General features: G+C 68.7%; 19 protein-coding genes. 16 read left to right on the top strand and 3 right to left on the bottom strand.

The annotated features are described in order from the left end of the window. Positions 1-3: 3 nt before the first annotated feature. From AB0H78_RS04695 to AB0H78_RS04640, 12 genes are read left to right on the top strand one after another with little or no spacing between them, the layout of a single operon-like run. Positions 4-807 (top strand): ABC transporter permease, encoded by an 804-nt coding sequence (locus AB0H78_RS04695; protein ID WP_363232780.1) that lies wholly within the window; start codon positions 4-6, stop codon positions 805-807. Next, complete coding sequence (locus AB0H78_RS04690) at positions 804-2,045, top strand: MCE family protein (protein WP_363232779.1); 1,242 nt, start codon at positions 804-806, stop codon at positions 2,043-2,045. The genes AB0H78_RS04695 and AB0H78_RS04690 overlap by 4 nt, the downstream gene beginning before the upstream one ends. Further along, a complete protein-coding gene (locus AB0H78_RS04685) occupies positions 2,042-3,073 on the top strand; it encodes an MCE family protein (RefSeq protein ID WP_363232778.1) in 1,032 nt (343 codons plus the stop codon). Before AB0H78_RS04690 ends, AB0H78_RS04685 begins: the two co-directional genes overlap by 4 nt. Beyond that, positions 3,070-4,095 carry an MCE family protein gene (locus AB0H78_RS04680; RefSeq protein WP_363232777.1) on the top strand — a complete coding sequence of 342 codons (1,026 nt, stop codon included), beginning with the start codon at positions 3,070-3,072 and terminating at the stop codon, positions 4,093-4,095. Before AB0H78_RS04685 ends, AB0H78_RS04680 begins: the two co-directional genes overlap by 4 nt. Continuing rightward, positions 4,092-5,222, top strand: coding sequence for an MCE family protein (locus tag AB0H78_RS04675; protein ID WP_363232776.1), 1,131 nt, complete (start codon positions 4,092-4,094; stop codon positions 5,220-5,222). Before AB0H78_RS04680 ends, AB0H78_RS04675 begins: the two co-directional genes overlap by 4 nt. A gap of 38 nt (positions 5,223-5,260) precedes the next feature. Further along, positions 5,261-6,346: an MCE family protein gene (locus AB0H78_RS04670; RefSeq protein WP_363233423.1), complete on the top strand. Its 1,086-nt coding sequence runs from the start codon at positions 5,261-5,263 to the stop codon at positions 6,344-6,346. After that, the gene (locus AB0H78_RS04665; RefSeq protein WP_363232775.1) at positions 6,346-7,602 is read left to right on the top strand and encodes an MlaD family protein; all 1,257 of its coding nucleotides are present in this window, start codon (positions 6,346-6,348) and stop codon (positions 7,600-7,602) included. Before AB0H78_RS04670 ends, AB0H78_RS04665 begins: the two co-directional genes overlap by 1 nt. Continuing rightward, on the top strand, positions 7,599-8,111 hold the full coding sequence (locus AB0H78_RS04660) for a hypothetical protein (protein WP_363232774.1): 513 nt from the start codon (positions 7,599-7,601) through the stop codon (positions 8,109-8,111). The genes AB0H78_RS04665 and AB0H78_RS04660 overlap by 4 nt, the downstream gene beginning before the upstream one ends. Further along, the gene (locus AB0H78_RS04655) at positions 8,108-8,689 is read left to right on the top strand and encodes a hypothetical protein (protein ID WP_363232773.1); all 582 of its coding nucleotides are present in this window, start codon (positions 8,108-8,110) and stop codon (positions 8,687-8,689) included. The genes AB0H78_RS04660 and AB0H78_RS04655 overlap by 4 nt, the downstream gene beginning before the upstream one ends. A gap of 19 nt (positions 8,690-8,708) precedes the next feature. Next, on the top strand, positions 8,709-9,239 hold the full coding sequence (locus AB0H78_RS04650; RefSeq protein WP_363232772.1) for a hypothetical protein: 531 nt from the start codon (positions 8,709-8,711) through the stop codon (positions 9,237-9,239). Positions 9,240-9,269: 30 nt separating this feature from the next. Continuing rightward, positions 9,270-9,980, top strand: coding sequence for a hypothetical protein (locus AB0H78_RS04645; protein ID WP_363232771.1), 711 nt, complete (start codon positions 9,270-9,272; stop codon positions 9,978-9,980). A gap of 21 nt (positions 9,981-10,001) precedes the next feature. After that, a complete protein-coding gene (locus AB0H78_RS04640) occupies positions 10,002-11,225 on the top strand; it encodes a lytic murein transglycosylase (protein ID WP_363232770.1) in 1,224 nt (407 codons plus the stop codon). Here the strand turns inward: AB0H78_RS04640 and AB0H78_RS04635 are convergent. After that, positions 11,212-13,419, bottom strand: coding sequence for a family 16 glycoside hydrolase (locus AB0H78_RS04635; RefSeq protein ID WP_363232769.1), 2,208 nt, complete (start codon positions 13,417-13,419; stop codon positions 11,212-11,214). The two genes, AB0H78_RS04640 and AB0H78_RS04635, sit on opposite strands and share 14 nt — an antisense overlap. 3 nt (positions 13,420-13,422) lie before the next feature. After that, on the bottom strand, positions 13,423-15,915 hold the full coding sequence (locus AB0H78_RS04630; protein ID WP_363232768.1) for a ThuA domain-containing protein: 2,493 nt from the start codon (positions 15,913-15,915) through the stop codon (positions 13,423-13,425). Positions 15,916-16,126: 211 nt separating this feature from the next. On the opposite strand from AB0H78_RS04630, the gene AB0H78_RS04625 reads away from it, so the two are divergent. The 4 genes from AB0H78_RS04625 to AB0H78_RS04610 all read left to right on the top strand — a co-directional run bounded on the left by AB0H78_RS04625 (position 16,127) and on the right by AB0H78_RS04610 (position 19,888). Further along, the gene (locus AB0H78_RS04625; protein WP_363233422.1) at positions 16,127-17,086 is read left to right on the top strand and encodes a multicopper oxidase domain-containing protein; all 960 of its coding nucleotides are present in this window, start codon (positions 16,127-16,129) and stop codon (positions 17,084-17,086) included. Positions 17,087-17,177: 91 nt separating this feature from the next. Beyond that, positions 17,178-18,608 (top strand): gamma-aminobutyraldehyde dehydrogenase, encoded by a 1,431-nt coding sequence (locus tag AB0H78_RS04620; RefSeq protein WP_363232767.1) that lies wholly within the window; start codon positions 17,178-17,180, stop codon positions 18,606-18,608. Positions 18,609-18,771: 163 nt separating this feature from the next. Next, positions 18,772-19,560, top strand: coding sequence for a VOC family protein (locus AB0H78_RS04615; protein WP_363232766.1), 789 nt, complete (start codon positions 18,772-18,774; stop codon positions 19,558-19,560). 79 nt (positions 19,561-19,639) lie between these two features. Then, on the top strand, positions 19,640-19,888 hold the full coding sequence (locus AB0H78_RS04610; protein ID WP_363232765.1) for a WhiB family transcriptional regulator: 249 nt from the start codon (positions 19,640-19,642) through the stop codon (positions 19,886-19,888). On the opposite strand, the gene AB0H78_RS04605 is transcribed toward AB0H78_RS04610, so the two are convergent. Further along, on the bottom strand, positions 19,869-22,346 hold the full coding sequence (locus AB0H78_RS04605) for a hypothetical protein (protein WP_363232764.1): 2,478 nt from the start codon (positions 22,344-22,346) through the stop codon (positions 19,869-19,871). The two genes, AB0H78_RS04610 and AB0H78_RS04605, sit on opposite strands and share 20 nt — an antisense overlap. Between the last annotated feature and the right edge of the window lie 59 nt (positions 22,347-22,405).

Raw genomic sequence — 22,405 nt, 5'->3', positions numbered from 1 at the left:
CCGATGTCCATGCTCGGCTGGCTGGATCGCTCAGGCGACCAACTCACCTTCTACGTACGGGCCTTGATCTGGATCCCGCGCACCCTGCGCCGCTACCTCAAAGAGGTCCAGCGGCTCCTCGCCGAAGTGGCCTTCGGCTCCGGCGGCCTCGGCGTCATCGGCGGCACCATCGGCGTGATGATCGGCATGACCCTCTTCACCGGCACCGTCGTCGGCCTCCAGGGATACGCCGCCCTCAATCAGATCGGCACCGCCGCCTTCACCGGTTTCATCTCCGCGTACTTCAACACCCGCGAGATCGCCCCCCTCGTCGCCGGACTTGCTCTCTCCGCCACCGTCGGCGCGGGCTTCACCGCCCAGCTCGGCGCGATGCGCATCAACGAGGAGATCGACGCGCTCGAAGGGATGGGCGTGCGGTCGATGCCGTACCTCGTCACCACCCGCATCATCGCCGGCGTCGTCGCGATCATCCCGCTGTACGCCATCGGGCTGCTCAGCTCGTACGTCGCCTCGCGCCTGGTCACCGTCATGTTCAACGGGCAGTCCGCGGGCACCTACGACCACTACTTCAACCTCTTCCTCTCCCCGGACGACGTGATCCTGTCGGTGCTCAAAGTGCTGATCTTCAGCGTGATGGTGATCCTCGCCCACTGCTACTACGGCTTCCGCGCCACCGGCGGCCCCGCCGGCGTCGGCGTCGCCGTCGGCCGGTCGGTCCGTAACGCCATCGTCCTCATCAGCGTCACCGACTTCTTCCTCTCGCTCGCCATCTGGGGTGCCACGACGACCGTGAAGGTGGCGGGATGAGCGCGCAGACGGTCCGGCGCCGTACCGCCGGAGTGGTGTTCGTCGTCGTTCCCGCCGTGCTCGTGTGGCTTTCGGTGTCCATCTACCAGAAGGACTTCACCGACTCCTCCGCCATCACCGTCGACACCGACACCGTCGGCAACGAGATGCACCCCAACGCCGACGTGAAGCTGCGCGGCGTGGTGATCGGGCAGGTCAAGTCCATCAGCGCCGACGGCACCGGGGCCAAGCTCACCCTCGCCATCCAGCCCGACAAGCTCGCCTCGGTCCCCTCCGACGTCACGGCGCAGATGCTGCCGACGACCCTCTTCGGGGAGCGGTACGTCGCCCTCGTGCCGCCCGCCCACGCATCGAGCGAGCCGCTCCAGGTCGGGGACACCATCGCGCAGGACCGCTCCAGCAACGCCATCGAGCTGGAGCAGGTACTCGACAATGTGCTCCCGCTGCTCACCGCCGTGAAGCCGGAGAAACTCTCCGCCACTCTCTCGGCGGTCTCCACCGCACTCAACGGGCGCGGCCAGAAGCTCGGTGACACCTTCGAGACGCTCGACGCGCACCTGAAGAGGCTGAACCCCCAACTGCCCACCCTCAACCGTGACATCGCGCAACTGGTCAAGGTCACGCAGGTGTACGCGGACGCCTCGCCCGACATCCTCACCGCGCTCAACGACTTCACCACCACCAGCGCGACCCTCGTACAGAAGCAGGCCGAACTCGCCGGGCTCTACGGGTCCACCACCAAGACCGCCCAGGACATCACCGCGTTCCTGCGCCAGAACCAGGACAACATGATCCGGCTCGCGTCCGTCAGCCGCCCGACCCTGGAAGTGCTGGCCGAGTACTCGCCCGAGTTCCCCTGCACCCTGCGCACCCTCGCGGGCTTCGTGCCCGCCATGGACAAGGCCCTCGGCAAGGGGACCGACAAGCCGGGGCTGCACATCGAGGTCGTGTCGGTGCCCTCGCTCGGCAAGTACGTACCCGGCAATGACACCCCCTCCTACACGGCGAGCGGCGGCCCGCACTGCTACTCGGTCCCGTACATCGGCAAGTCCGTGCCGACGGCCGCGACCGCCACCAGCAAGAGCGACAGCCTCGGTCTGCCGAACTCGCCGCAGGAGAACCAGCTCGTCAACGAACTGCTGGCGCCCGGTGCCAAGGTGCAGCCGAAGGCTCTCCCCGACTGGAGCAGCCTGCTGGCAGGACCGGTCTTCCGCGGTGCGGAGGTGAAGCTCAAATGAAGCGCCGCAGTCTTACGGGACCGATCGTCAAGTCCTCCATCTTCGTCGTCGTCACCTCGGTGGCAACTGCCGTACTGGGACTGTCCATTGCCAACTCCGATGTGAGCGACACCGTCTCCTACAAGGCGCGCTTCACGGACGCGACCGGGCTGCTCGCCGGGGACAGCGTGCGGATCGCCGGAGTGAAGGTCGGACAGGTCGAGTCCATCAAGGTCGCCGACCGGCGGGTCGCCGAAGTGAAGTTCGCGGTGAAGAAGGGGCGGGAGCTGCCCGCCTCGGTGACCGCGTCGATCAAGTACCTCAACATGGTCGGGCAGCGGTACGTCGACCTCGACCAGGGGAGCGGGCCCGTCGGGCAGCACTTCGCGGTCGGGGCGACGATCCCGCTGGCGCGCACCACCCCGGCACTCGACCTGACCCAGCTCTTCAACGGATTCCAGCCGCTCTTCCAGGGGCTGGCGCCGACTGAGATGAATCAGCTCGCCGGATCGATCGTGCAGGTCCTCCAGGGTGAGGGCGGCACTGTCGACAGCCTGCTCCAGCACGTGGGGTCGCTCACCACCACCGTGGCCGGCAAGGACAAGGTCATCGGTGAGGTCATCAAGAACCTCAACACCGTCCTGACCACCGTCAACGACCGTGAGGCGAACTTCAACGACCTCGTCGTGACCCTGCAGCAGCTGGTCACCGGATTCTCCGGAGACCGCAAGCCGCTCGGCGACGCGATCACCGCGATGGGCGGGCTGACCACCACCACGGCCGGACTGCTGGAGGACGGGCGGGCGCCGCTGAAGAAGGACATCGCCGAACTCGGGCGCGTGTCAAAGGAGTTGGGTGACAGTACACCGCAGCTGGAGAGATTCCTGCAGACGACCCCAGAGAAGATGCAGGCCATCACCCGGCTCTCCTCCTACGGGTCGTGGTTCAACTTCTATCTCTGCGAAGCGAAGGTGACGGGCGTGCAGACCTCGGACGGCAGCAAGCCGCCCACCGGCATCACGATCACGGATCCGAGGTGCACGGGATGAGGTTGAAGCCCGTACGGGAAATGAACCCGGTCGCCATCAGCCTCGTCGGACTGCTGGTCCTCGCCCTGATCGGGCTGGCCGCCTACCGGGCCGACTCGCTGCCCATCATCGGCGGGGGGACGGCCTACACCGCGAACTTCACCGAGTCCGCCGGACTCAAGGACGGCGACGAGGTCCGGATCGCCGGAGTGAAGGTCGGCAAGGTGACGGGCGTCGGGCTCGACGGCGCCAAGGTGAAGGTGACCTTCAAGGTCAAGGACGCCTGGGTCGGGAACTCCAGCACCGTCGCCATCGCCATCAAGACGCTGCTCGGGGACAAGTACCTGGCGCTCGACCCGATCGGCACCGGCAAGCAGGACCCGGGCAGTCGGATCCCGCTGAACCGCACCACCTCGCCGTACGACGTCACCGAGGCATTCAGCGGGCTGAGCGACACCATCGGGGAGATCGACACGGCGCAGCTCGCGAAGAGCTTCGAGACGATCTCGGCGACCTTCAAGGACTCGCCGCCCGATGTGAAGACGGCGGCCGACGGGCTCTCCGCGCTGTCGAAGACCGTCTCCGAGCGTGATGCCGAGCTGGCCAAGCTGCTCAAGGGCAGCAAGCAGCTGACCCAGACGCTGTCCGGCAAGAACAGTGCCTTCGAGACGCTGCTCAAGGACGGCAACACCCTGCTCGGCGAGATCAAGAGCCGCAGGGACTCCATCCACCTCCTGCTCACCGGCACCAAGGATCTGGGCACCCAGCTGTCGGGGCTCGTCGCGGACAACGACAAGCAACTCCAGCCGACGCTGACCGCGCTCAGCAAGGTGACGGCGGTACTGCTGAAGAACCGCAAGAGCCTCGACAAGGCGCTGTCGCTCGCCGGCCCCTACTACCGGCTCGTCGGCAACACGCTGGGCAATGGCCGCTGGTTCGACAGTTACATCTGCGGCCTCGTACCCAAGAACTATCTGCCTCCGGGCACCCCACCGGACGAGGGATGTATGTCGCCCCCGCTGAAGTCAGGCGGCAGCCGATGAAGCGCACCACCAGACGTGCCGTGACCATCACCGTGTCCCTTGCGGCCGTGGCCGCCGTGGCGACCTCGGGGGTCATCGCCCTCGACGACTCGGGCGGGACCAGGATCACCGCCTACTTCGACCAGGCGACCGGTATCTACGCCGGGTCCGACCTGCGGATCCTCGGCGTGAAGGTCGGGAAGGTCGACTCGGTCAGACCGCAGGGCAAGGAGGTGAAGGTGGTGCTCGTCCTCGACAAAGGCGTGAAGGCGCCGGCGGATGTGCACGCGGTGGTCGTCGCTCCGAGCGTCGTCGCCGACCGGTACGTCCAGCTCTCGCCCGCGTACACCGGGGGGCCCGAACTCCAGAACCACGCCACACTCGCCGCCGACCGCAACGCCACGCCCGTGGAGGTCGACCAGCTGTACGCGAGCATCACCAAGCTCGCCACCGCGCTCGGCCCCAAGGGCGCCAACTCCCAAGGGGCGCTTGCCGATCTGCTCAAGACCGGGGCCGCCAACCTCAACGGGAACGGCAAGGCGATCGGCGACTCGATCGCGCAGTTCGGAAAGGCGAGCAAGACCCTCGACAAGAGCAGCGCGAACCTCTTCGACACCCTGGCCTACCTGCAGTCCTTCACGACGATGCTCAAGAACAACGACGGCAACGTACGGGACGCGCAGAACCAGCTCTCCACCGTCACCGGATTCCTCGACGACGACAAGGAGAACCTGGGCGCCGCGCTGAAGGAGCTGGGCTCCGCGCTCGGCCAGGTGAAGGCGTTCATCGAGAAGAACCGCGGGGCGCTGAAGAAGAACGTCGACCAGCTGCGGCCGATCACCGACACCCTCGTCAAGCAGCGCGCCTCGCTCGCCGAGATGCTCGACACCGTGCCGCTGGCCGCCGGGAACCTGCTCGATTCCTACGACCCCGTGCAGCGCACCATCGACGGGCGCGGCAATCTCAACGAGCTCAGCATGAACAAAGCCCTGAACGGTTCGGGCACCGCGAGCAGCAGTGCGGGAGCCGGCCTCGCCGGCCTGGTGCCCGTCCAGCCCTCGCAGCAGAGCGGGCTGCCCATGCTTCCGCTGCCGGTCGTCGGCGATGTGTATGGCTCCCCGTCGAAGAGCAAGGGGGCCGGACAGTGAAGCGAACCCTCGCCACCGGTACGGGAGTTGCGGCAGCCCTGGCTGTGGTCGTCGGCTTCTCCGTGATCGTCGGCGGGTGCTCGGCGCCCTCCTTCAACGGGATCGAGAGTCTGCCGCTGCCCGGTGGCGCGGACCTCGGCTCGCATCCGTACGAGATCACCGCCGACTTCAACGACGTTCTCAACCTGATGCCCCAGTCGGCGGTCAAGGTCAACGACGTCCCCGTCGGACGGGTCACGAAGATCACGCTCTCGCCGGACAACTGGTCCGCACAGGTCACCATGAAGATCAACGGGAAGGTGAAGCTGCCCGAGAACGCCTATGCGCACCTGGAGCAGTCCAGCCTTCTCGGTGAGAAGTTCATCCAACTCGCCGCTCCCGCGCAGGGCGCCTCCACCGCATCGCTGAAGACCGGGCAGACCATCCCGCTCACCCGGACCAACCGCAATCCGGAGGTCGAAGAGGTCTTCGGCGCACTGTCCATGCTGCTCAACGGCGGCGGCATCCAGCAGCTGAAGACCATCAGTCACGAGCTCAACAAGACACTCGGCGGCCGCGAGCCGGAGATCCGCTCCATGCTCCAGCGCGTCAACACCCTGGTGACCAGCCTCGACGGACACAAGGGAGACATCACCAACGCCCTGGACGGAGTCAACCGGCTCTCCTCGACCCTTGCCACGCGGAAGACGGAGGTCGGGAAGGTGCTGACCGGGCTGAGTCCCGGCATGAAGGTCCTGGAGGAGCAGCGCGGGTCGCTGCTCACCATGCTCAAGGCGCTCGACACGCTCTCCGGGGTCGCCGTCGACACCATCGACAAGAGCAAGGACGACATGGTCGCCGACCTGAAGGCGCTCGCCCCGACGCTCAAGGCGCTGGCGGACTCGGGACAGGACCTGCCCGACTCGCTGCAGGTGCTCTTCACGTACCCCTTCACCGACGAGGTGCTCCGGGGTGTGAAGGGCGACTACCTCAACGTCTATCTCAACGTGACAGCTGTGCCCGGCACCACCGTCATCCCGCCGTACAACGGCGATACGCCCTCGCCGACGCCCTCCGCGACGGCCCAGAGCGCACCGCTTCCGCTGCCCTCGATCACCGCGCCGTCCACGAAAGGCGGCCACTGATGATCACCATGGCCATCCGGCTGAAGAACCTGGCCTTCCTGCTGATCGCCGTCCTCGTCCTCGGCTATCTCGGGGTGCACTACGCCGACCTCGGACATCTGGTCGGAATGCGCGGCTATTACGTGGTGAAGGTGCAACTCCCCGAGACGGGTGGGCTGTTCACTCACTCCAACGTCACCTACCGGGGTGTGTCGGTGGGACGCGTCGGGCCGATCCGGCTGACCAAGGACGGGGTGGAGGCCGAGCTCCGTATCGACAACTCGGCCCCCGGAATCCCCGCCGACCTCAAGGCCGTCGTCGCGAACCTGTCGGCGGTGGGGGAGCAGTACATCGACCTGCGGCCGGCGAGCGACAGCAGCCCCTACCTGCATGACGGCTCGACGATCGTCCAGGCGAACGCCAGCATCCCTGCGCCCGTCACCAACGTCCTGACCAGCGTCAACGACTTCTCCTCCGCCGTCGACCTGGAGTCCCTGCGCACGGTCGTCGATGAATTCGGCACCGCGCTCAACGGGCGCGGGGAGGACCTCCAGGTCCTGATGGACAGCGGCAGCGACTTCATCCAGGCAGCCGACAAGGCACTGCCCACCAATACGAAGCTGATGATCGACGGCGAGACCGTGCTGCGCACCCAGTCGGAGGAGGGCGACGCTCTCAAGTCCTTCGCCAAGGGCGCCAAGGGGCTAGCCGGGCAACTCGTCGCCTCCGACACCGACCTGCGGGACCTGATCGCCGCAGCCCCCGAGGCCTCCACCCAGGTCAGCGGCCTGCTCAGGGACCTGAACCCGAACCTGAGCGTGGTGCTCGCCAATCTCCTCACCACCTCGGAGATCGCCGTCACCCGGCAGCGCGGCATCGAGGAGCTGCTGGTGAAGCTGCCCGCCGTCGCAGCCGCCGGATCCACCGCGGTCAACGACAAGGGCGCCCGCTTCGGCATGGCGGTCACCTTCTTCGACCCGCTGCCCTGCACCACCGGATACGAGGGCACGCACTACCGCAACGGCAATGTCACCACCCCGACTTCGGAGCTCAACACCGACGCCCGCTGCACCGCTCCGGCGAGCAGCGGCAAGGAAGTGCGCGGATCGGCGCACGCGCCGGGTACGCACGCGGTCCCGACCCCCGCGAAACCGGGGTCCCTGCTCCTGGGAGCCGATGCGGGAGGTCCGCTCCCGGGAGTACTGGGACAGGCGGCGGCGCCCGCGGCCGCCCCGAGGAACATGAGCGAGCTGCTCGGACTGGGAGGCGCGCGGTGAACGGTCGTACCAGAGTGGTCGGTTGGGTGGTCGCCGTGGCGGCTCTGCTCTTCTGCGGGTTCTCCGGATGGGTGTACTGGGAGACGCGCGACGACGACGCGCTGACGTTCTCCGCCTCGCGCGACGCCGCACTGAGCGCCGGGCGCGAGCGCGTCGCCGAGCTCAACACCCTCGACGTGAGCCACACGGACGACGGCCTGAAGGTGTGGCTCGACGCCTCGACGGGCGCACTCCACGACAAGCTCGAATCGACACGGGCCACCGATCGCACCACCCTGGCCAGGGCCGGGACTTCGGCGCGCGGGACCGTCACCGACGCGGCGCTCACCGCACTCGACGAGCGGGCGGGAACGGCGTCGATGATCGCGACGGTCACCGTCGACATCACCCCGAAGGGCGGCACGGCCACCAGCGACCGTAAACGCTTCGAGGCCACGCTCGCCCGCACCTCGGACGGCTGGAAGGTCACCGCGCTCAACGCGGTGCCGGTGGGGAAGGGGACGGCGTGAGCGTCACCGAAGAGGTCGAAGAGGATACGGAGACACCGGACGCCGAGACGGAGGAGGCGGTACGGGTCGCGCCGTGGCGCCGCCACCGCGGGCTCCTCGCGGGCGTCCTGGCCGTCCTGCTGCTGGTGCTCGGCGGTTGCGGATTCCTGCTGCGCGCCCACCAGTTGAGGGACGTCCCGGCCGCCCACAACCACGCGCTGACCGACACCGAGACCACCACCCAGGTGGCCGGTGACGTCAGCAACGCCCTCGGCAAGATCTTCTCGTACACGCCCCAGGACACCAGCGTCACCGCGAAGGAGGCCCGCGAACCGCTCGCGGGCAAGGCGGCCCAGCAGTACACCGAACTGTTCGGGCAGGTCGGGACGCGTGCGGTGCAGCAGAAGCTGACGCTCACCACCCAGGCGGTACGGGCGGGAGTCGTCCGGCTCAGCGGCGGCGAGGCGCACCTGCTGGTCTTCCTCGACCAGACCGCCCAGCGCAAGGGGAAAGCAGCCACAGCGGTGGCCGCACAGCTGTCCGTCACCGCCGAACTGCGCCACGGCAGCTGGCTGATCACCGACATCAAGGCCCGTTGAGGTGGAGGGGACGAGGTACATGCTCAGTCTGAGGACGGTGCGCAATCCGCTGACGGTCGTGGCGCTCGCGCTGGCGCTCCTGGCGGCCGGGGCGGCCGGCTGGGGCGGCTGGAGCTGGTACGCGGCGGCGCACGACGACTCGGCCGGCTATGCGCAGGCCAGGGACGACGCACTGCAGGCGGGGGAGCAGGCCGTACAGAACATGAACACCCTCGACTACAAGCAGCTGGCGCGCGGGCTCGACTCCTGGGAGGCGTCCACGACCGGCGACCTCCACAAGCAACTGACCGACGGGCGCACGCAGTTCGAGAAGCAGATCCAGCAGGCGAAGACGGTCTCCACGGCGAAGGTGCTCTCGGGGGCGGTCACCGAACTCGACGAGCGGACGGGGAAGGCGAGCGTGATGGTCGCACTGCGCATCACGGTCACCGCGCCCAAGGGCAAGCCCGCCGCGAAGGAAAGCCGGCTGCTCGGGGAGCTCACGCGCACCTCTGCGGGCTGGAAGCTCAGCAACCTCGCCCAGGCCCCCGTCGGCAACACCGCCGGCTGACATCCGGACAGGACAGGAACTGAGGACGTTATGTCGACGACCCGTCATCTCATCAATCGGCAGCGGCGGTTGGCGGCTGCGACACCTGTGACGCCTGTACGGCTGAAGGCGCCGGTGGCGGAGGAACCGGAGCCCGATGCGCCGCCCGCGGTGGCCGGGCGGGTCCTCGACGCGGACACGAAAGCGGGCACGGACGATGTGCAGGCGGCCGGGAAACGGACTCCGCTGCGCGCCCCGCTGCCCGTCGTGCTCGGGCTGCTGACCGTGCTGCTCGGCGGGTTCGCCGCCTACGCGGGCACCCATGCCTCCGCACTGCGCGACGACTCCGCGGCGCGCAATGTCGCCCTCTCGGATGTCGCCCGTACGACCGAGGTCAAGGGCCAGGTCACCAACGCCGTCAACTCTCTCTTCTCGTACAACTACGCGGACACCGGCAAGGCGGACCGTGCCGCACGGACCCTGCTCACCGGAAAGGCGGTGCAGCAGCACAAGGACATGCTCGCCGCGGTACGCGCCCAGGCGGCCAAACAGAAGCTGGTGCTCACCACCACGGTCACCGAGAGCGGAGTGGAACTCATCGACGGGAACCGTGCACGGGTCCTGGTGTACGCGGACCAGAGCAACACCAACACCGCCGCGAAGGACGACAGGACCACGTACGCCGCCGCGATGTTCGCGGTGGACGCGGTGCGCACCGGCGGCAGCTGGCGGATAGCGAACATCGACACCTTCACCCGATAAGAGCCGATCAGGGAGTGAGCGATGAGGCACGCGCGACGGATGAGACGAGGCCTCGGCGGTACGGCGGTGGCCGCGGTGGCCATGGCCGCGCTGACGGCGTCACAGGCGCCTGGGCTCGTGGCACACCGGTCGGCCGCGCCCAAGGGGGACTCCGCGACCGGGCCGAGCACCGCACACGTCGAGGGCCCGACGGACGACTCGTACCACACCGAGATTCCGCCCCTCGTCACCCCGGCCGCCCCCAAGACCGCCATCACGCTGGGCGGTTCGGGGCCCGCCTGGGACAACCAGGGGATCCCGGCCACCGTGCTCGCCGCGTACCGCAAGGCGGAGAGCGATCTCGCGCGCAGCGACAAGAGCTGCCGGCTGCCGTGGCAGCTGCTGGCGGCGATCGGCAAGGTCGAGTCGGGTCAGGCGCGCGGCGGCGCCGTCGACGCGCAGGGCACCACGCTCTCCCCGATCCTGGGCCCCGTACTGAACGGCTCCGGCTTCGCGCACATCGCCGACACCGACGGCGGGGCGTACGACGGAGACGCCCGCTACGACCGGGCCGTGGGACCGATGCAGTTCATCCCCTCGACCTGGGCGAGCTGGGGGCAGGACGGGAACGGCGACGGGAAGAAGGACCCGAACAACATCTTCGACGCGGCGCTCGCGGCGGGGCGCTACCTCTGCGCGGGAAGCCGGGATCTTGCCGTAAAGGCGGATCTGGACCGGTCGATCCTCAGCTACAACCACTCGGACGCCTATCTGGCGCTGGTCCTGTCGTGGCTGTCCTTCTACCGCGAAGGAGTGCACCAAGTCCCGGACGGGCAGGGAGTGTTGCCGCAGAGTCCCGGTGCGGGCAGTGCGCACGGCGACCCCAAGCCACCGGCTGGCGACAAGCCGGGCGGCGGCGGCATCGTCATCGGCCCGCAGCCGAGCGGCAAGCCGTCCGGTACGGCCAAGCCCTCGCACAGCCCCAGCCCCGGCGCCAGTCCGTCGCCGACCGGCAGCGACAGCGCGAGCCCCGATCCCGGCCCGAGCGACGGTGACACGGGATCGCCTTCGCCGACCGCCAGCGAGAGCCCGAGTCCCGACCCGAGCGACTCCGCCTCCACGCCGCCGGCCTGCCCTTCGCCGTCGGACACGGCCTCACCGAGCCCCGACCCGAGCGCGACACCCGGCGGGGACGGCTGTACCCCCCTCCCGTCAGGTGAGGGGGGTACGCCGGCCGCGACCGAAGGGGCTGCTACAGCTCCTTGATCCGGATGTTGCGGTACGAGATGACATCCGTGGTGGAGTGGACCTGGAGACCGACATAGCCGTCGGCGAACCGCCGGCCGTCGGTCCCCGGGTCGTCCGAGCGGGCCGGGTAGAAGTCCTGGCCTCCCACGTTGTCGAACTCATTGATCAGGACACCGTTGCGGAGGATCGAGTAGTGCTGGTCCACCACCCGGATCTCGTAGTCGTTCCAGGTGCCCTTGGGGGTGACGCCCGCGCCGCCCAGACCGACACGGTCGAAGCCGTAGAGCGAGCCGGTCTTGTACATGTCGCCGTCGGGCTTGTCGAGGATCTGGACCTCGTGCCCGTATTTGATGGCGACCCACTCGGGGTTCGGCTCCTCCGGGTTGTCGTGCACCCACGGGAAGCGCACGAAGACACCGCCGTTGGCGTTGCCGGTGCCCGGGGCGTCGTCGCGCCACTGGAGCTTCAGTGAGAAGTCCGCGTACTTGCGCTGCGGATACCAGAGCATGCCCATGCCGTCGACGGTCGTGGAGCTGGTGATCGAACCGTCGGCGTTGAGGCCGAACTTGCCGCCGCCCACCTGCTGCCACTTGTCGAACGACGACTGCGTGCCGTCGAAGATGTCGCGGTAGCCGGTGGTCTGGCCCGGCGTGCCGATGCCGGACTGCTTGGCCGCCTTGGTGATCTTCCTGTGTTCGCGCAGGTCGATCACACCGTCGGTCTGGAGCTTGCTGAGGACCTTCTCGACGTGCTTGAGGAAGAGGGCCTGCGAGGTCCACTCCTTCTCGTCCTCGATCAGCTCGTTGATCGTGCACCGGCTGCGCGTGATGCGGTTCGGCACACCGGTGTCGACCGTGCCGACGATGACCGTCAACCGCTCGTCCCACTCGGGGCAGTTGGGCGCCGGGACGCCGCCGCCCTCCGCGATCGTGAACGCCGACTGCCTGGCTGCCGACGTGTTGCCCGCCTTGTCGGTCGCCCGGTGGGCGAAGGTGTGCCGGCCCACGCGGTCGACGAGGACCGGCGCCGTGTAGGCGAGATAGGGGCCGCCGTCGAGGGAGTACTCGACCTTGTCGACGCCCGAGTCGGCGTCGGTGGCCGTCACCGTCACCTTGGTGCTGGTGATGTACGCACCGTCGGAGTTGAGCGTGCCGTCGAGTGCCGCCGTGGTCTCGGGCGGGGTCTTGTCCTCGGTGGGCGGGGCGACGACCGTGAAGTCGACCGCCTTCTCGGCGGCCGCGTTGCCCGCCTTGTCGGTGGCCCGGTAGCGGACGGTCTGCGCGCCGAGCGCGTGGACCATCACCGGACCGGTGTACGCGGTCCAGGCGCCGCCCGAACCGACCGCGTACTCAATGGAGTTGACACCCGAACCGGTGTCGGACGCGGTCACCGTGACCGTCGCCATGCCCAGGTAGTTCCCGTCCGCGTCCTTCTCGCCGCTGACCGTCGCCGAGGTCTCGGGCGGGGTCGTGTCGTCGGTCGGCGGGGCGGCGACCGTGAAGGCCTCGGACTTCTCGGCGGCCGCGTTGCCCGCCTTGTCGGTAGCCCGGTAGCGGATCGTGTGGTCGCCGACCGTCGAGACCACGACGGGCGTGGTGTACGGCGTCCAGGCGCCGGCCGCCCCGTCCGCGTACTCGATCGTGTCGACTCCCGAGCCCGCGTCGGTCGCGCTCAGCGTCACCTTTGCCGAGCCGATGTACGCGCCTGCCTGGTTCTTCTCGCCCTCCACCTTGGCCGAGGTGTCCGGCGCCGTGGTGTCCTCGCCGCCGCCCTCGGTGACGACCAGGATGCCCTGCATCGTCTCGTGGCCCGGCATCGTGCAGTGGTAGCGGTACCGGCCCGGGGTCAGGACGACCTCGGCGGTGTGCTTGCCGCCCTGGTCGTCGCCCGGGTTGGCGAGGATGTTCAGCGGGACGTCGTTGTTGTACTCGGGGTCCGAGACGTCGAAGGTCAGCGTGTGCGGCATGCCCGTGGTGTTGCCGGTCGCCGCACTGTTCTCGAAGACGATCGTCGTCGCGCCTGCGACCGCGGTGGCGGGCGCCGAGGTGTACGCGGTGATGGAGTCGCCCGCGGTCCAGTTGAGCACCTGCGCGGCGGCGGCCTGCCCGTCGTCCGTACGCCCGTAGGCGGCCGTTGAGGTGAGCCCCAGGACCATCAGCAGGGCGGACAGCAGGACCACCCACATCCGGGGGCGGGGAGTTCTTCGCTTCATCGTCTACTCCGCCTTCCTGGCCAGATCGGCGGCGGCCGGAGTCGCCTCGCCGCCCTTGTAAGTGACGCGCCAGAGCGCCGACTTGGAGTCCGAGGTGAAGAAGCCGCGGCCGTAGTCCAGGACGTACAGCGAGCCGTCCGGCGCGAACTTCCAGTCCATGAGGTTGCGGATGCCGTCCGCGCCCACCGGAATGATCTTCTTCAGGGACTCGGCGTGCGTCGGGAGCCCGCCCCTGCCCGCGGTTTTCGGGTCGAGGAGGACCGCGTTGCGCGGCTGGGTGCCGTCGTAGAAGTCACCGACGAACCACTTGCCGTCCCAGTACGAGGGCCACTTGTCGGCGCTGGCCGATGCGGCGTCGTAACGGTAGACCGGGCCGTTCATGGTCGCCTGCCCGCCGCCCTTGAGCCACGGGAGGAGCTCCTTTCCTTCCTCCTTCTTGTAGCTGGGGATGCCGTTCGCGTCGCGCGGGTAGTCGATGCCGCCGCCCTGCGGCGAGTACCAGATGGTGTTGCCGGTGATCGGCGGCAGGTTGACCAGGCCGTCGTTGTTCGGCGACTCGTTCTTCGGGGCGTCGCAGTTGTACCAGCCCAGCGGCTTGCTCGGGTCGGGCAGATTGCGGTCGCGGTAGGGCTGCTTGTTGCCCATGCAGTACGGCCACCCGTGGTTCCCCGCCTTGATGATGGCCGAGAAGGTGTCGTACTTCGCCGGGCCCCAGGTCGTCGAGGGCTCGCCCGCGTCGGGGCCGACCCAGCCCGCGTAGAGAACGTCGGTCTTCTTGTCGACGGAGATGCGCGCCGGGTTGCGTACGCCCATCACATAGATCTCGCCGCGGGTCTTGCCGCCGCCTTCGTCCGGCTCCTTGCCCGTGAAGAGATTGCCCGTGGGGAGGGTGTACGTCCCGTCGGGCTCGGGGTGGATGCGCAGGATCTTGCCGTTGAGGTTGTTGGTGTTGCCGGCGGTGCGGCGGGCGTCGGAGAAGGAGACGCCCTTGTAGTTGGGCTGCGGGTTGTTGCCGGAGTAACCGTCGCTGAACTGCGAGGAGTTGTTGTCGCCCGTGGCGATGTAGAGATTGCCCTTGGAGTCCCAGGCCATGCCGCCGCCCGCGTGACAGCAGCTGTGGACCTGGACCGGCCACTTCAGGAGGACCTTCTCCGAGGCGAGGTCGAGCTTGTTCGTCGCCAGGTCGAGGGTGAAGCGCGAGACGCGGCGCTCGGCCATCTGCTTGTCGCGGTCGAGCTGCGAGTGCGGTGTGTAGTGCAGATACACCCAGCCGTTCTGTTCGAACCCGGGGTCGAGCTCGATGCCGAGCAGCCCCTCCTCGACCTTGGTGAGCTCGTCCCCGCCGCCCTTGTTGCCGAAGACGGTGAGGCCGCCCGCGAGGGTGACCTTCTTGGTCGCCGGATCGTAGACGTGGATCTGGCCGATGCCCTTGCCGACGTTGGGGTCGGCCCAGTCGGTGACCACGGGCTGCGAGGAGTCGGCGCCGCCGCGTCCGATGTAGAGCACCCGCCCGTCGGGGGCGATGACTTCGCCGTGCGGCTCGCCGATCTGGTCGCTCTGGCCCGGCTGGTTGGGCTGGGTGACGCGCTCGGCCTTGTAGTTGGCGTTGATGGTCGCCTTGCAGTCGGCCCGTACGAGACGGGTCGTCCACAGCAGTGCGCCCCGCAGGTGGTCGCGGAAGTCGACCTCGCTGAAGGAGTCGGCGGTGGAGCCCATGCCGGTGTAGAAGGACCGGCCGCCGTCGTAGTCGCGGCACCAGGAGATGGGGTGATCCGCGCCGTTGGCGCTCGCACCCGGCTTGTACGTGATCTCACGCACGCGCGCCACGGTGTGCACATCACCGGACGGATTCGCCGTCCAGTTCAGCCACTTGTCGGGGCGCTTCCACTCCAGCGGGAGGTCCTTGGTCGCCGGATTCTGCCGGTCGCCGACCTCGACGGTCGCCCGCTGCACGGTCGTTGGGCTGGTGGCGGCGGGACGCGCCCCGACCAGTCCGGTGAACCAGTCCGAGTACGGTTCGGTGCGCGCCGCGTCCGCGATGCCGAGGAAGCCGCCGCCCGCCTCCATGTACGTCTCGAGTCCGGCCTCCTGCTCGGGGTCGAGGATGTCCCCGCCTCCGGTCAGGAAGACGACCGCGTTGAACGTACCGAGCCGCTTGGCGGTGAAGACGGAGGCGTCGTCCGTGGCCACGGTCTTGAACCGCTGCCCCTCGGGACCGCTCAGCCCGATCTTCTCGATGGCGGCGATCCCGGCGTCGACGGTCGGGGACTCCTCGCCCGCCGAACCGTGGAAGACGAGCACCTTCACATTGCTCGTGCCGGGTGGCGACGGCAGGGACAACGTTGTCCTGATCGACGCCTTGAGAGAGGCGCTGATGGATTCGGGATCCGGGTGCGGCCTGGCCGAAGCCGCGTTGCCCGCGAGTAAGGAGGCGCCGAGGGCGCCGGCCGCGAGGGCCGCGACCATGGCACGTCTCGATCTGCGCTGGAGTTGCATGCGTTCACCCACCCCTCAGAGGTCACTGCAAACGCGGATGAAGCTAGACCCCTTTGCCTGACTCGCCAAGGGGTATGACCGCAATGGCACGAACTTTGTCCTGAGTGTGGATAAACGAAGATTCCCCGGCTACGGTGTCGGCGTCCCGGGGTTCTCGTGTGCCCCGTCAACCTCTCAATGTCCGTACAGCGGTGGGGAGTTCGGTATGAGTCTGGACAGACGGAGCTTCAACAGGCGGCTGCTCGCGGGCGGTGCGGTCACGGCTGCCGGAGTGACATCGTTGTCGCTCGCCACGGCGGACGGCAGCGCGGCGGCGGTCACGGCGAGGACGGCCCCGGCGGGCGGCGTGGTCCGCCATATGAAGCTGTACGCGGAGAAGCTGCCCGACGGACAGCTGGGCTACGGCCTGGAGAAGGGCAAGGCCACGATCCCCGGCCCGCTGATCGAGCTGACCGAGGGCGACACCCTGCACATCGAGTTCGAGAACCTCCTGGACGTCGACGCCAGCCTGCACACCCACGGCGTGGACTACGACGTGGCGAGCGACGGCACCCGCCTCAACAAGAGCCAGGTCGAACCCGGCGGAACCCGCACGTACACCTGGCGCACGCACACCCCCGGCCGGCGCAAGGACGGGACGTACCAGCCGGGCAGTGCGGGCTACTGGCACTACCACGACCATGTCGTCGGCACGGATCACGGCACCGGCGGCATCCGCAAGGGGCTCTACGGCGGGGTCGTCGTACGGCGCCAGGGTGATCTGCTCCCCGACAAGACCTTCACCATCGTCTTCAACGACATGACGATCAACAACGTCGCCGGCCACATGGGGCCGGACTTCCAGGCGACGGTCGGCGAGCGCGTCGAGATCGTCATGATCACGCACGGTGAGTACTACCACACGTTCCATATGCACGGTCATCGCTGGGCGGAGAACCGTACGGGCATGCTGACCGGCCCCGACGACCCCAGCCGGGTCGTCGACACCAAGATCGTCGGACCCGCCGACTCCTTCGGCTTCCAGGTCCTGGCGGGTGAGCACGTCGGCGCGGGTGCCTGGATGTACCACTGCCATGTCCAGAGCCACTCCGACATGGGCATGGCGGGCCTCTTCCTGGTCGCCAAACCCGACGGAACGATCCCCGGCTATGAGCCGCATCACCACATGTGACCTGCACTCTGCCGCTCTGCACAGGGCGGTGGGCGCCACTGCTCCACATTGGCTGGTCACGCGGCCGGTTCTTTCGGAGAGTGTGGTGACCATGCTGCGTAACTACATCAATGGCGAATTCCGGGAAGCGGCGGACGGCCGCACCCTCGACGTGACCGACCCCTGCACGGGCGAGGTGTACGAGACCTCCGCGCTCTCCGGGGCCGCGGACGTCGACGCCGCGATGGAGGCCGCCGCGGCCGCGTTCCCCGCCTGGCGGGACGCGACCCCGGCCGCCCGCCAGAAGGTCCTGCTGCGGATCGCGGACGTCTTCGAGGAGCGCGCGGAAGAGCTGATCGCCGCCGAGTCGCGCGACACGGGCAAGACGATCGCGCAGATGACGGACGACGAGCTGCCGCCCTGCGCCGACCAGATCCGCTTCTTCGCGGGCGCGGCACGGATGCTGGAGGGCCGCTCGGCCGGCGAGTACCTGGAGGGCCTGACCTCGATCATCAGGCGCGAGCCGGTGGGCGTCGTCGCGCAGGTCGCGCCGTGGAACTACCCGCTGATGATGGCGGTCTGGAAGTTCGCCCCCGCGCTGGCGGCCGGCAACGCGGTCGTCCTCAAGCCGTCCGACACGACCCCCGCGTCCACGGTGCTGCTGGGCGAGATCATCGGCGGCGTACTGAAGGAGCAGGGCCACCCGGCCGGCGTCTTCAACGTGGTGTGCGGCGACCGCGAGACGGGCCGCCTGATGGTCGAGCACCCGACCCCGGCCATGGCCGCCATCACCGGCTCGGTACGCGCGGGCATGCAGGTCGCGGCGTCCGCCGCCAAGGACGTCAAGCGCGTCCACCTGGAGCTGGGCGGCAAGGCCCCCGTCGTGGTCTTCGAGGACGCCGACCTCGCGAAGGCGGCCGGGGACATCGCGGTCGCGGGATACTTCAACGCGGGCCAGGACTGCACGGCGGCCACGCGCGTACTCGTACACGAATCGGTCCACGACGCCTTCGTGACGGAGCTCGCGAAGGCGGCGAAGGACACGAAGACCGGCCACCCCCTGGACGAGGACGCGCTGTTCGGCCCGCTCAACAACGCGGCCCAGCTGGCCCAGGTGGCCGGCTTCATCGACCGGCTCCCCGCGCACGCGACGATCGAGGCGGGCGGCCACCAGGTCGGCGATAAGGGCTACTTCTACGCCCCGACGGTCGTCTCCGGCCTCCACCAGGACGACGAGATCATCCAGAACGAGGTCTTCGGCCCGGTCATCACCGTCCAGTCCTTCACGGACGAGGAGCAGGCGGTCGCCTACGCGAACGGCGTCGACTTCGCCCTCGCGTCCTCGGTATGGACGAAGGACCACGCCCGGGCCATGCGCATGTCCAGGAGCCTGGACTTCGGCGCCGTGTGGATCAACACGCACGGCGCGCTCGCGGCGGAGATGCCGCACGGCGGCTTCAAGCTGTCGGGCTACGGCAAGGACCTCTCCGCGTACGGCTTCGAGGACTACACGCGCATCAAGCACGTCATGACCGCGATCTGACCGTGCCGCTTCCTCCTTGTCGTACGCAGAAGGCGTACGACAAGGAGGGCTTTACAGCGCCCATTTGAACGTAGGGTGCCGCTCACCCCTGGGCGGAATGTCAGTACCCGGTGCAAGACTCGGTGAGGCAGGAGAACGGGACCCCACACCAGAGGAGCACGCCATGCTCAGCACCCGTTTCGTCACTGGTTCACCCAACTGGATCGACCTGGCCACGCCGTCCACCGAGGAGGCCCTCGCCTTCTACGGCGGGCTGTTCGGCTGGACCTTCGAGCCCGGCGACCGCGAGCTCGGCGGGTACGCCTCGATCACGCGGGACGGCACCCTGATCGGGGGTGCCATGGGCGGGATCACCGAGGTGAAGCCGTTCTGGTCGGTCTACTTCCACACCACCGACGCCGACTCCACGGTGAAGGCGGTGGAAGGCGCCCATGGTCTCAAGGAGTCCGGGCCCGACGACGTCAGGGACCTCGGGCGCATGGCGCAGTTCAGGGATCCGGCAGGCGCCCGCTTCTCGACCTGGCAGCCTTTCGGCGACAAGGTCATCGGCGCGGTGAACGAGAAGAGCACCCTCTGCTGGACCGAGCTCTACACCCCCGACGTGCCCGCGGCGGCCGCGTTCTATCACGCGGTCTACGGCTGGGAGACCTCGGCGGTGCCCTTCGCCGGTGGTACGTACACGATGGCGAGCCCTGCGGGTGGCGGCGAGCCCGAGAGTTTCTGCGGACTGCTGCCGCTCGACATCGACCCCGCGGGCACCGCATCCGGGCCGTACTGGCTGCTGTACTTCGAGGTCGACGACACCGACGCGACGGTGGCCACGGCGCGGCGGCTCGGCGGGAGCATCGACATGGAGCCGATGGAGATGGAAGGCGTGGGACGGTTCGCGAAGATCAGCGACCCGCACGGGGCGCGGTTCGCGGTGATCAAGAGTGACACGAACATGGGCTGAGGGCGGTCCTGGTGCGGGTCGCGGTGGCGTTCATCGTTCATTGATCGGACGTTGAACGACAGCGGGCAGCCTGTCCCGCATGTCGATCAACACCACCGTCACCGGACCCGAACTGGGCTGGCAGGAGCAGGCATTGTGCGCCCAGACGGGGCCGGAGCTGTTCTTCCCCGACCCCGGCTCCTCCACCCGCGACGCCAAGCGGCTCTGCGGGGTCTGCGAGGAACGCGTGGCGTGCCTGGAGTACGCGCTGGCCAACGACGAGCGTTTCGGCGTCTGGGGCGGGCTCTCCGAGAAGGAGCGGCTGCGCCTCAGGCGTACGACACGCTGAACCGCCGTGTCCCCGGCGGGACATGGACGTCGGCGGCGCCCGTCACGTCGAGCGTCACCCCGTCGGCCGTCGCGGACCGTACCGCGCCGAAGCGGCACGGGTAGACGTACCGCACGTGCGGGGGCGAGCGGTCGATGTCGACCGTCACCGTACGGGCCGCCGCGTCATGGGTGAGCCGGTAGCCGAAGGGCGCGCCGAAGAGCGTGGGCGCTTCGCTCACGCCCACCGACTCACCGTCCGGCACCCAGTGCGGCCGTACGCCCGGCGCGATGTAGAGATGCGGGTCGCGGTCCTCGTCCGCCTCGAAGAACAGGATGTCGCGCAGGAGCAGGAGATACTCCGCCGCCGCCCAGCCGTGCGGCATGTCCCCCATGTACCAGAAGCGGTCCGGGAGTTCGGCGAAGTCCGAGGCGATCGGGAAGGCGTGCTGCTCGTTCCACGCGCCGAGCGCCGCCCGCTGACCCTGCGCGACCGGCGTGCCCGCACCGACCGTCCAGCCCAGCAGCTCGTCCATCCGCTGCGGATCGCCCGCCAGCAGGTAGGCGTGCGCCAGCTGGAGGGTGAGATACGGCCCGTACGCATTCCAGGCGGCCTCATGGCGGTAGCCGCCCCGGACGAAGTGCCCGTACAGGGTGTCCAGGGTGCAGCGGGCCGCCCGGTCGATGTCGTCGCCCAGCTTGCTGCCCATGTAGAGGCGGCAGGGGTGGAAGTACGCCGCCGCACCGATCATCGTCGAGTCCAGCCGCCCCACATCGCCGGGACCGGTCGGCAGGAACGTCTCCCACTCGCCCCTGCGGCTCTGCTCGTCGAGCACCCACCGCATGGACGCGGCGGTCGCGCGCTTGAAGTCGTCGAACGCGCCCCAGAGTTCACCGACCTCCGGGGTCCCGAGCCGCTCCGCCAGCCGGGCCGCCTCGTACAGACCGGCGAGCCCCCAGATGTCGTCCCAGTAGTGCGGCTTGTCCCGCTCGCCGAGGTGCTCGGCGCTCCAGCCGCTGTGCAGCAGCCCGTTGGGATCACGGTTGTCGCGCAGCCAGCGGGCACCGTCCAGGATGTACGGGTTGTAGAGCCCGGCGCCGAAGCCTTCACCGGGACCCTGCGTACGGTCGAAGCGGCCGATCGCCCACAGCGCCTGCCCGTTGCTGTCCCACTCCCTGTCGTCCTTCTCGTGCTGGCGGCCGAAGAAGCCGTACTCCGCGCAGGGCCCGATCCGCCCCCGCCCGAAGTTGAAAGCGCCTGGGTGATGGGTGCCCAGCTGGGCGCGGGCCAGGGCGGTGTCGCCGGCCAGGGAGCATGCGGTGGCCTCGACCGAGGAGTCTCGGATCCAGAAGGAGTCGTAGACCGTCGGCCCCGGGTGGATCTGACCGGCGTCGGACAGGACGAGCAGTTGGCCGCGCGTCTGCCGGAAGAGATCGGTGAGATGCGCGACGGGCGGCGGAAGCTGTGGCTGCACCCCTTCCACGGTCAGCTTCTGTGCCCAGAAGTCCCTGTTGGCGGCTTCGAGTTCATCGGCGGGGGCGGACCGGAGTTCCGCGAGATCGTCCGCGCCGCTGTACGTGTCGACAGGCAGCCGTACGTCGATCGCGAAGGTCTCGCCCTCCTCCAGCCGGAAGGGCCAGGCGAACACCCCGGTGCACATCCCCGCGACCTGGTCCGTGGCCTCGTCGGCGCCGTTGAGCTTGCCGCTGACGGTGAGTTCACGGAACGGGCTGCGGACGAGGTAGGAGTCGGGGTCCTGGCTGAAGTCGGGGTTGCCGTACACCCCGTACTGCTCCGGAGGTGTGTCGAAGACCGGCCCCCACCCGGTGTTCGTCTCGACCCGCGCCTCCTGCGGCAGATAGCGCAACAGGGTCAGCCTGCGGTCGGTGTCCTGTGCGGCGCCGCGATAGTGCCGCTGGAAGCCGCTGGGCCCGGCGGGCAGCACGGCCACACACAGCCATCCGTCGCGCGGGGCGCCCGGGGCGGCCGTCACCGTGAGCCGGTTCAGCACGAGATCGCGCTGCCGTACGCCGACGGTGGTGGCCAGCGTCCGCTGGGTGGCCTCGAAGCCCGTCCCGGTCCTGAACACCGTGTCGACGACCGGCAGATGGGCTGCCTGCATCCGCTGCTCGACGGAGCCGCCGGTGCCGGGCAGCTGTGGCAGCCGCAGGGCGCCCGATGCGGGCTCGTACAGGAAGAAGGCCACGCTGTACTTGTCGTAGACCGGCTCGATCTCGCCGGCCTGCCCGACCAGGGACTCCTGCCGGTGGTCCTTGACCCCGACCATCGACCAGTAGCGGTAGAGGGCGTTCGAGGCGAGCGCGCCCTCCTTCGACTCGAACGAACCGGCGTCGAAGGAATCGCTCCACCGGTGGAATGCCTGCTGAAGCCACCACGGGACGGGGGAGGGGGAGACCTCCCTGGCCGTCCAGCTGCGCCACATGACCTCGTAGAAGATCCGCTCATGGGTCTCTGCCATGGGATACACCCCCGTCCACACACTGGCACCGGGGCCCGGGTCCGTCCATGCTGTTGCCG

The sequence above is a fragment of the Streptomyces sp. NPDC050738 genome (assembly GCF_040654175.1).
GTDB lineage: Bacteria > Actinomycetota > Actinomycetes > Streptomycetales > Streptomycetaceae > Streptomyces.
This window is presented reverse-complemented; position numbering and strand designations above follow the sequence as displayed.

Coding starts and splice junctions, on each gene's coding strand:
- AB0H78_RS04650 (WP_363232772.1), top strand. CDS start 8,709: ATGCTCAGTCTGAGGACGGTGCGCAATCCGCTGACGGTCGTGGCGCTC.
- AB0H78_RS04665 (WP_363232775.1), top strand. CDS start 6,346: ATGATCACCATGGCCATCCGGCTGAAGAACCTGGCCTTCCTGCTGATC.
- AB0H78_RS04605 (WP_363232764.1), bottom strand. CDS start 22,346: ATGGCAGAGACCCATGAGCGGATCTTCTACGAGGTCATGTGGCGCAGC.
- AB0H78_RS04675 (WP_363232776.1), top strand. CDS start 4,092: ATGAAGCGCACCACCAGACGTGCCGTGACCATCACCGTGTCCCTTGCG.
- AB0H78_RS04635 (WP_363232769.1), bottom strand. CDS start 13,419: ATGAAGCGAAGAACTCCCCGCCCCCGGATGTGGGTGGTCCTGCTGTCC.
- AB0H78_RS04610 (WP_363232765.1), top strand. CDS start 19,640: ATGTCGATCAACACCACCGTCACCGGACCCGAACTGGGCTGGCAGGAG.
- AB0H78_RS04685 (WP_363232778.1), top strand. CDS start 2,042: ATGAAGCGCCGCAGTCTTACGGGACCGATCGTCAAGTCCTCCATCTTC.
- AB0H78_RS04695 (WP_363232780.1), top strand. CDS start 4: ATGTCCATGCTCGGCTGGCTGGATCGCTCAGGCGACCAACTCACCTTC.
- AB0H78_RS04680 (WP_363232777.1), top strand. CDS start 3,070: ATGAGGTTGAAGCCCGTACGGGAAATGAACCCGGTCGCCATCAGCCTC.
- AB0H78_RS04620 (WP_363232767.1), top strand. CDS start 17,178: ATGCTGCGTAACTACATCAATGGCGAATTCCGGGAAGCGGCGGACGGC.
- AB0H78_RS04690 (WP_363232779.1), top strand. CDS start 804: ATGAGCGCGCAGACGGTCCGGCGCCGTACCGCCGGAGTGGTGTTCGTC.
- AB0H78_RS04615 (WP_363232766.1), top strand. CDS start 18,772: ATGCTCAGCACCCGTTTCGTCACTGGTTCACCCAACTGGATCGACCTG.
- AB0H78_RS04640 (WP_363232770.1), top strand. CDS start 10,002: ATGAGGCACGCGCGACGGATGAGACGAGGCCTCGGCGGTACGGCGGTG.
- AB0H78_RS04630 (WP_363232768.1), bottom strand. CDS start 15,915: ATGCAACTCCAGCGCAGATCGAGACGTGCCATGGTCGCGGCCCTCGCG.
- AB0H78_RS04645 (WP_363232771.1), top strand. CDS start 9,270: ATGTCGACGACCCGTCATCTCATCAATCGGCAGCGGCGGTTGGCGGCT.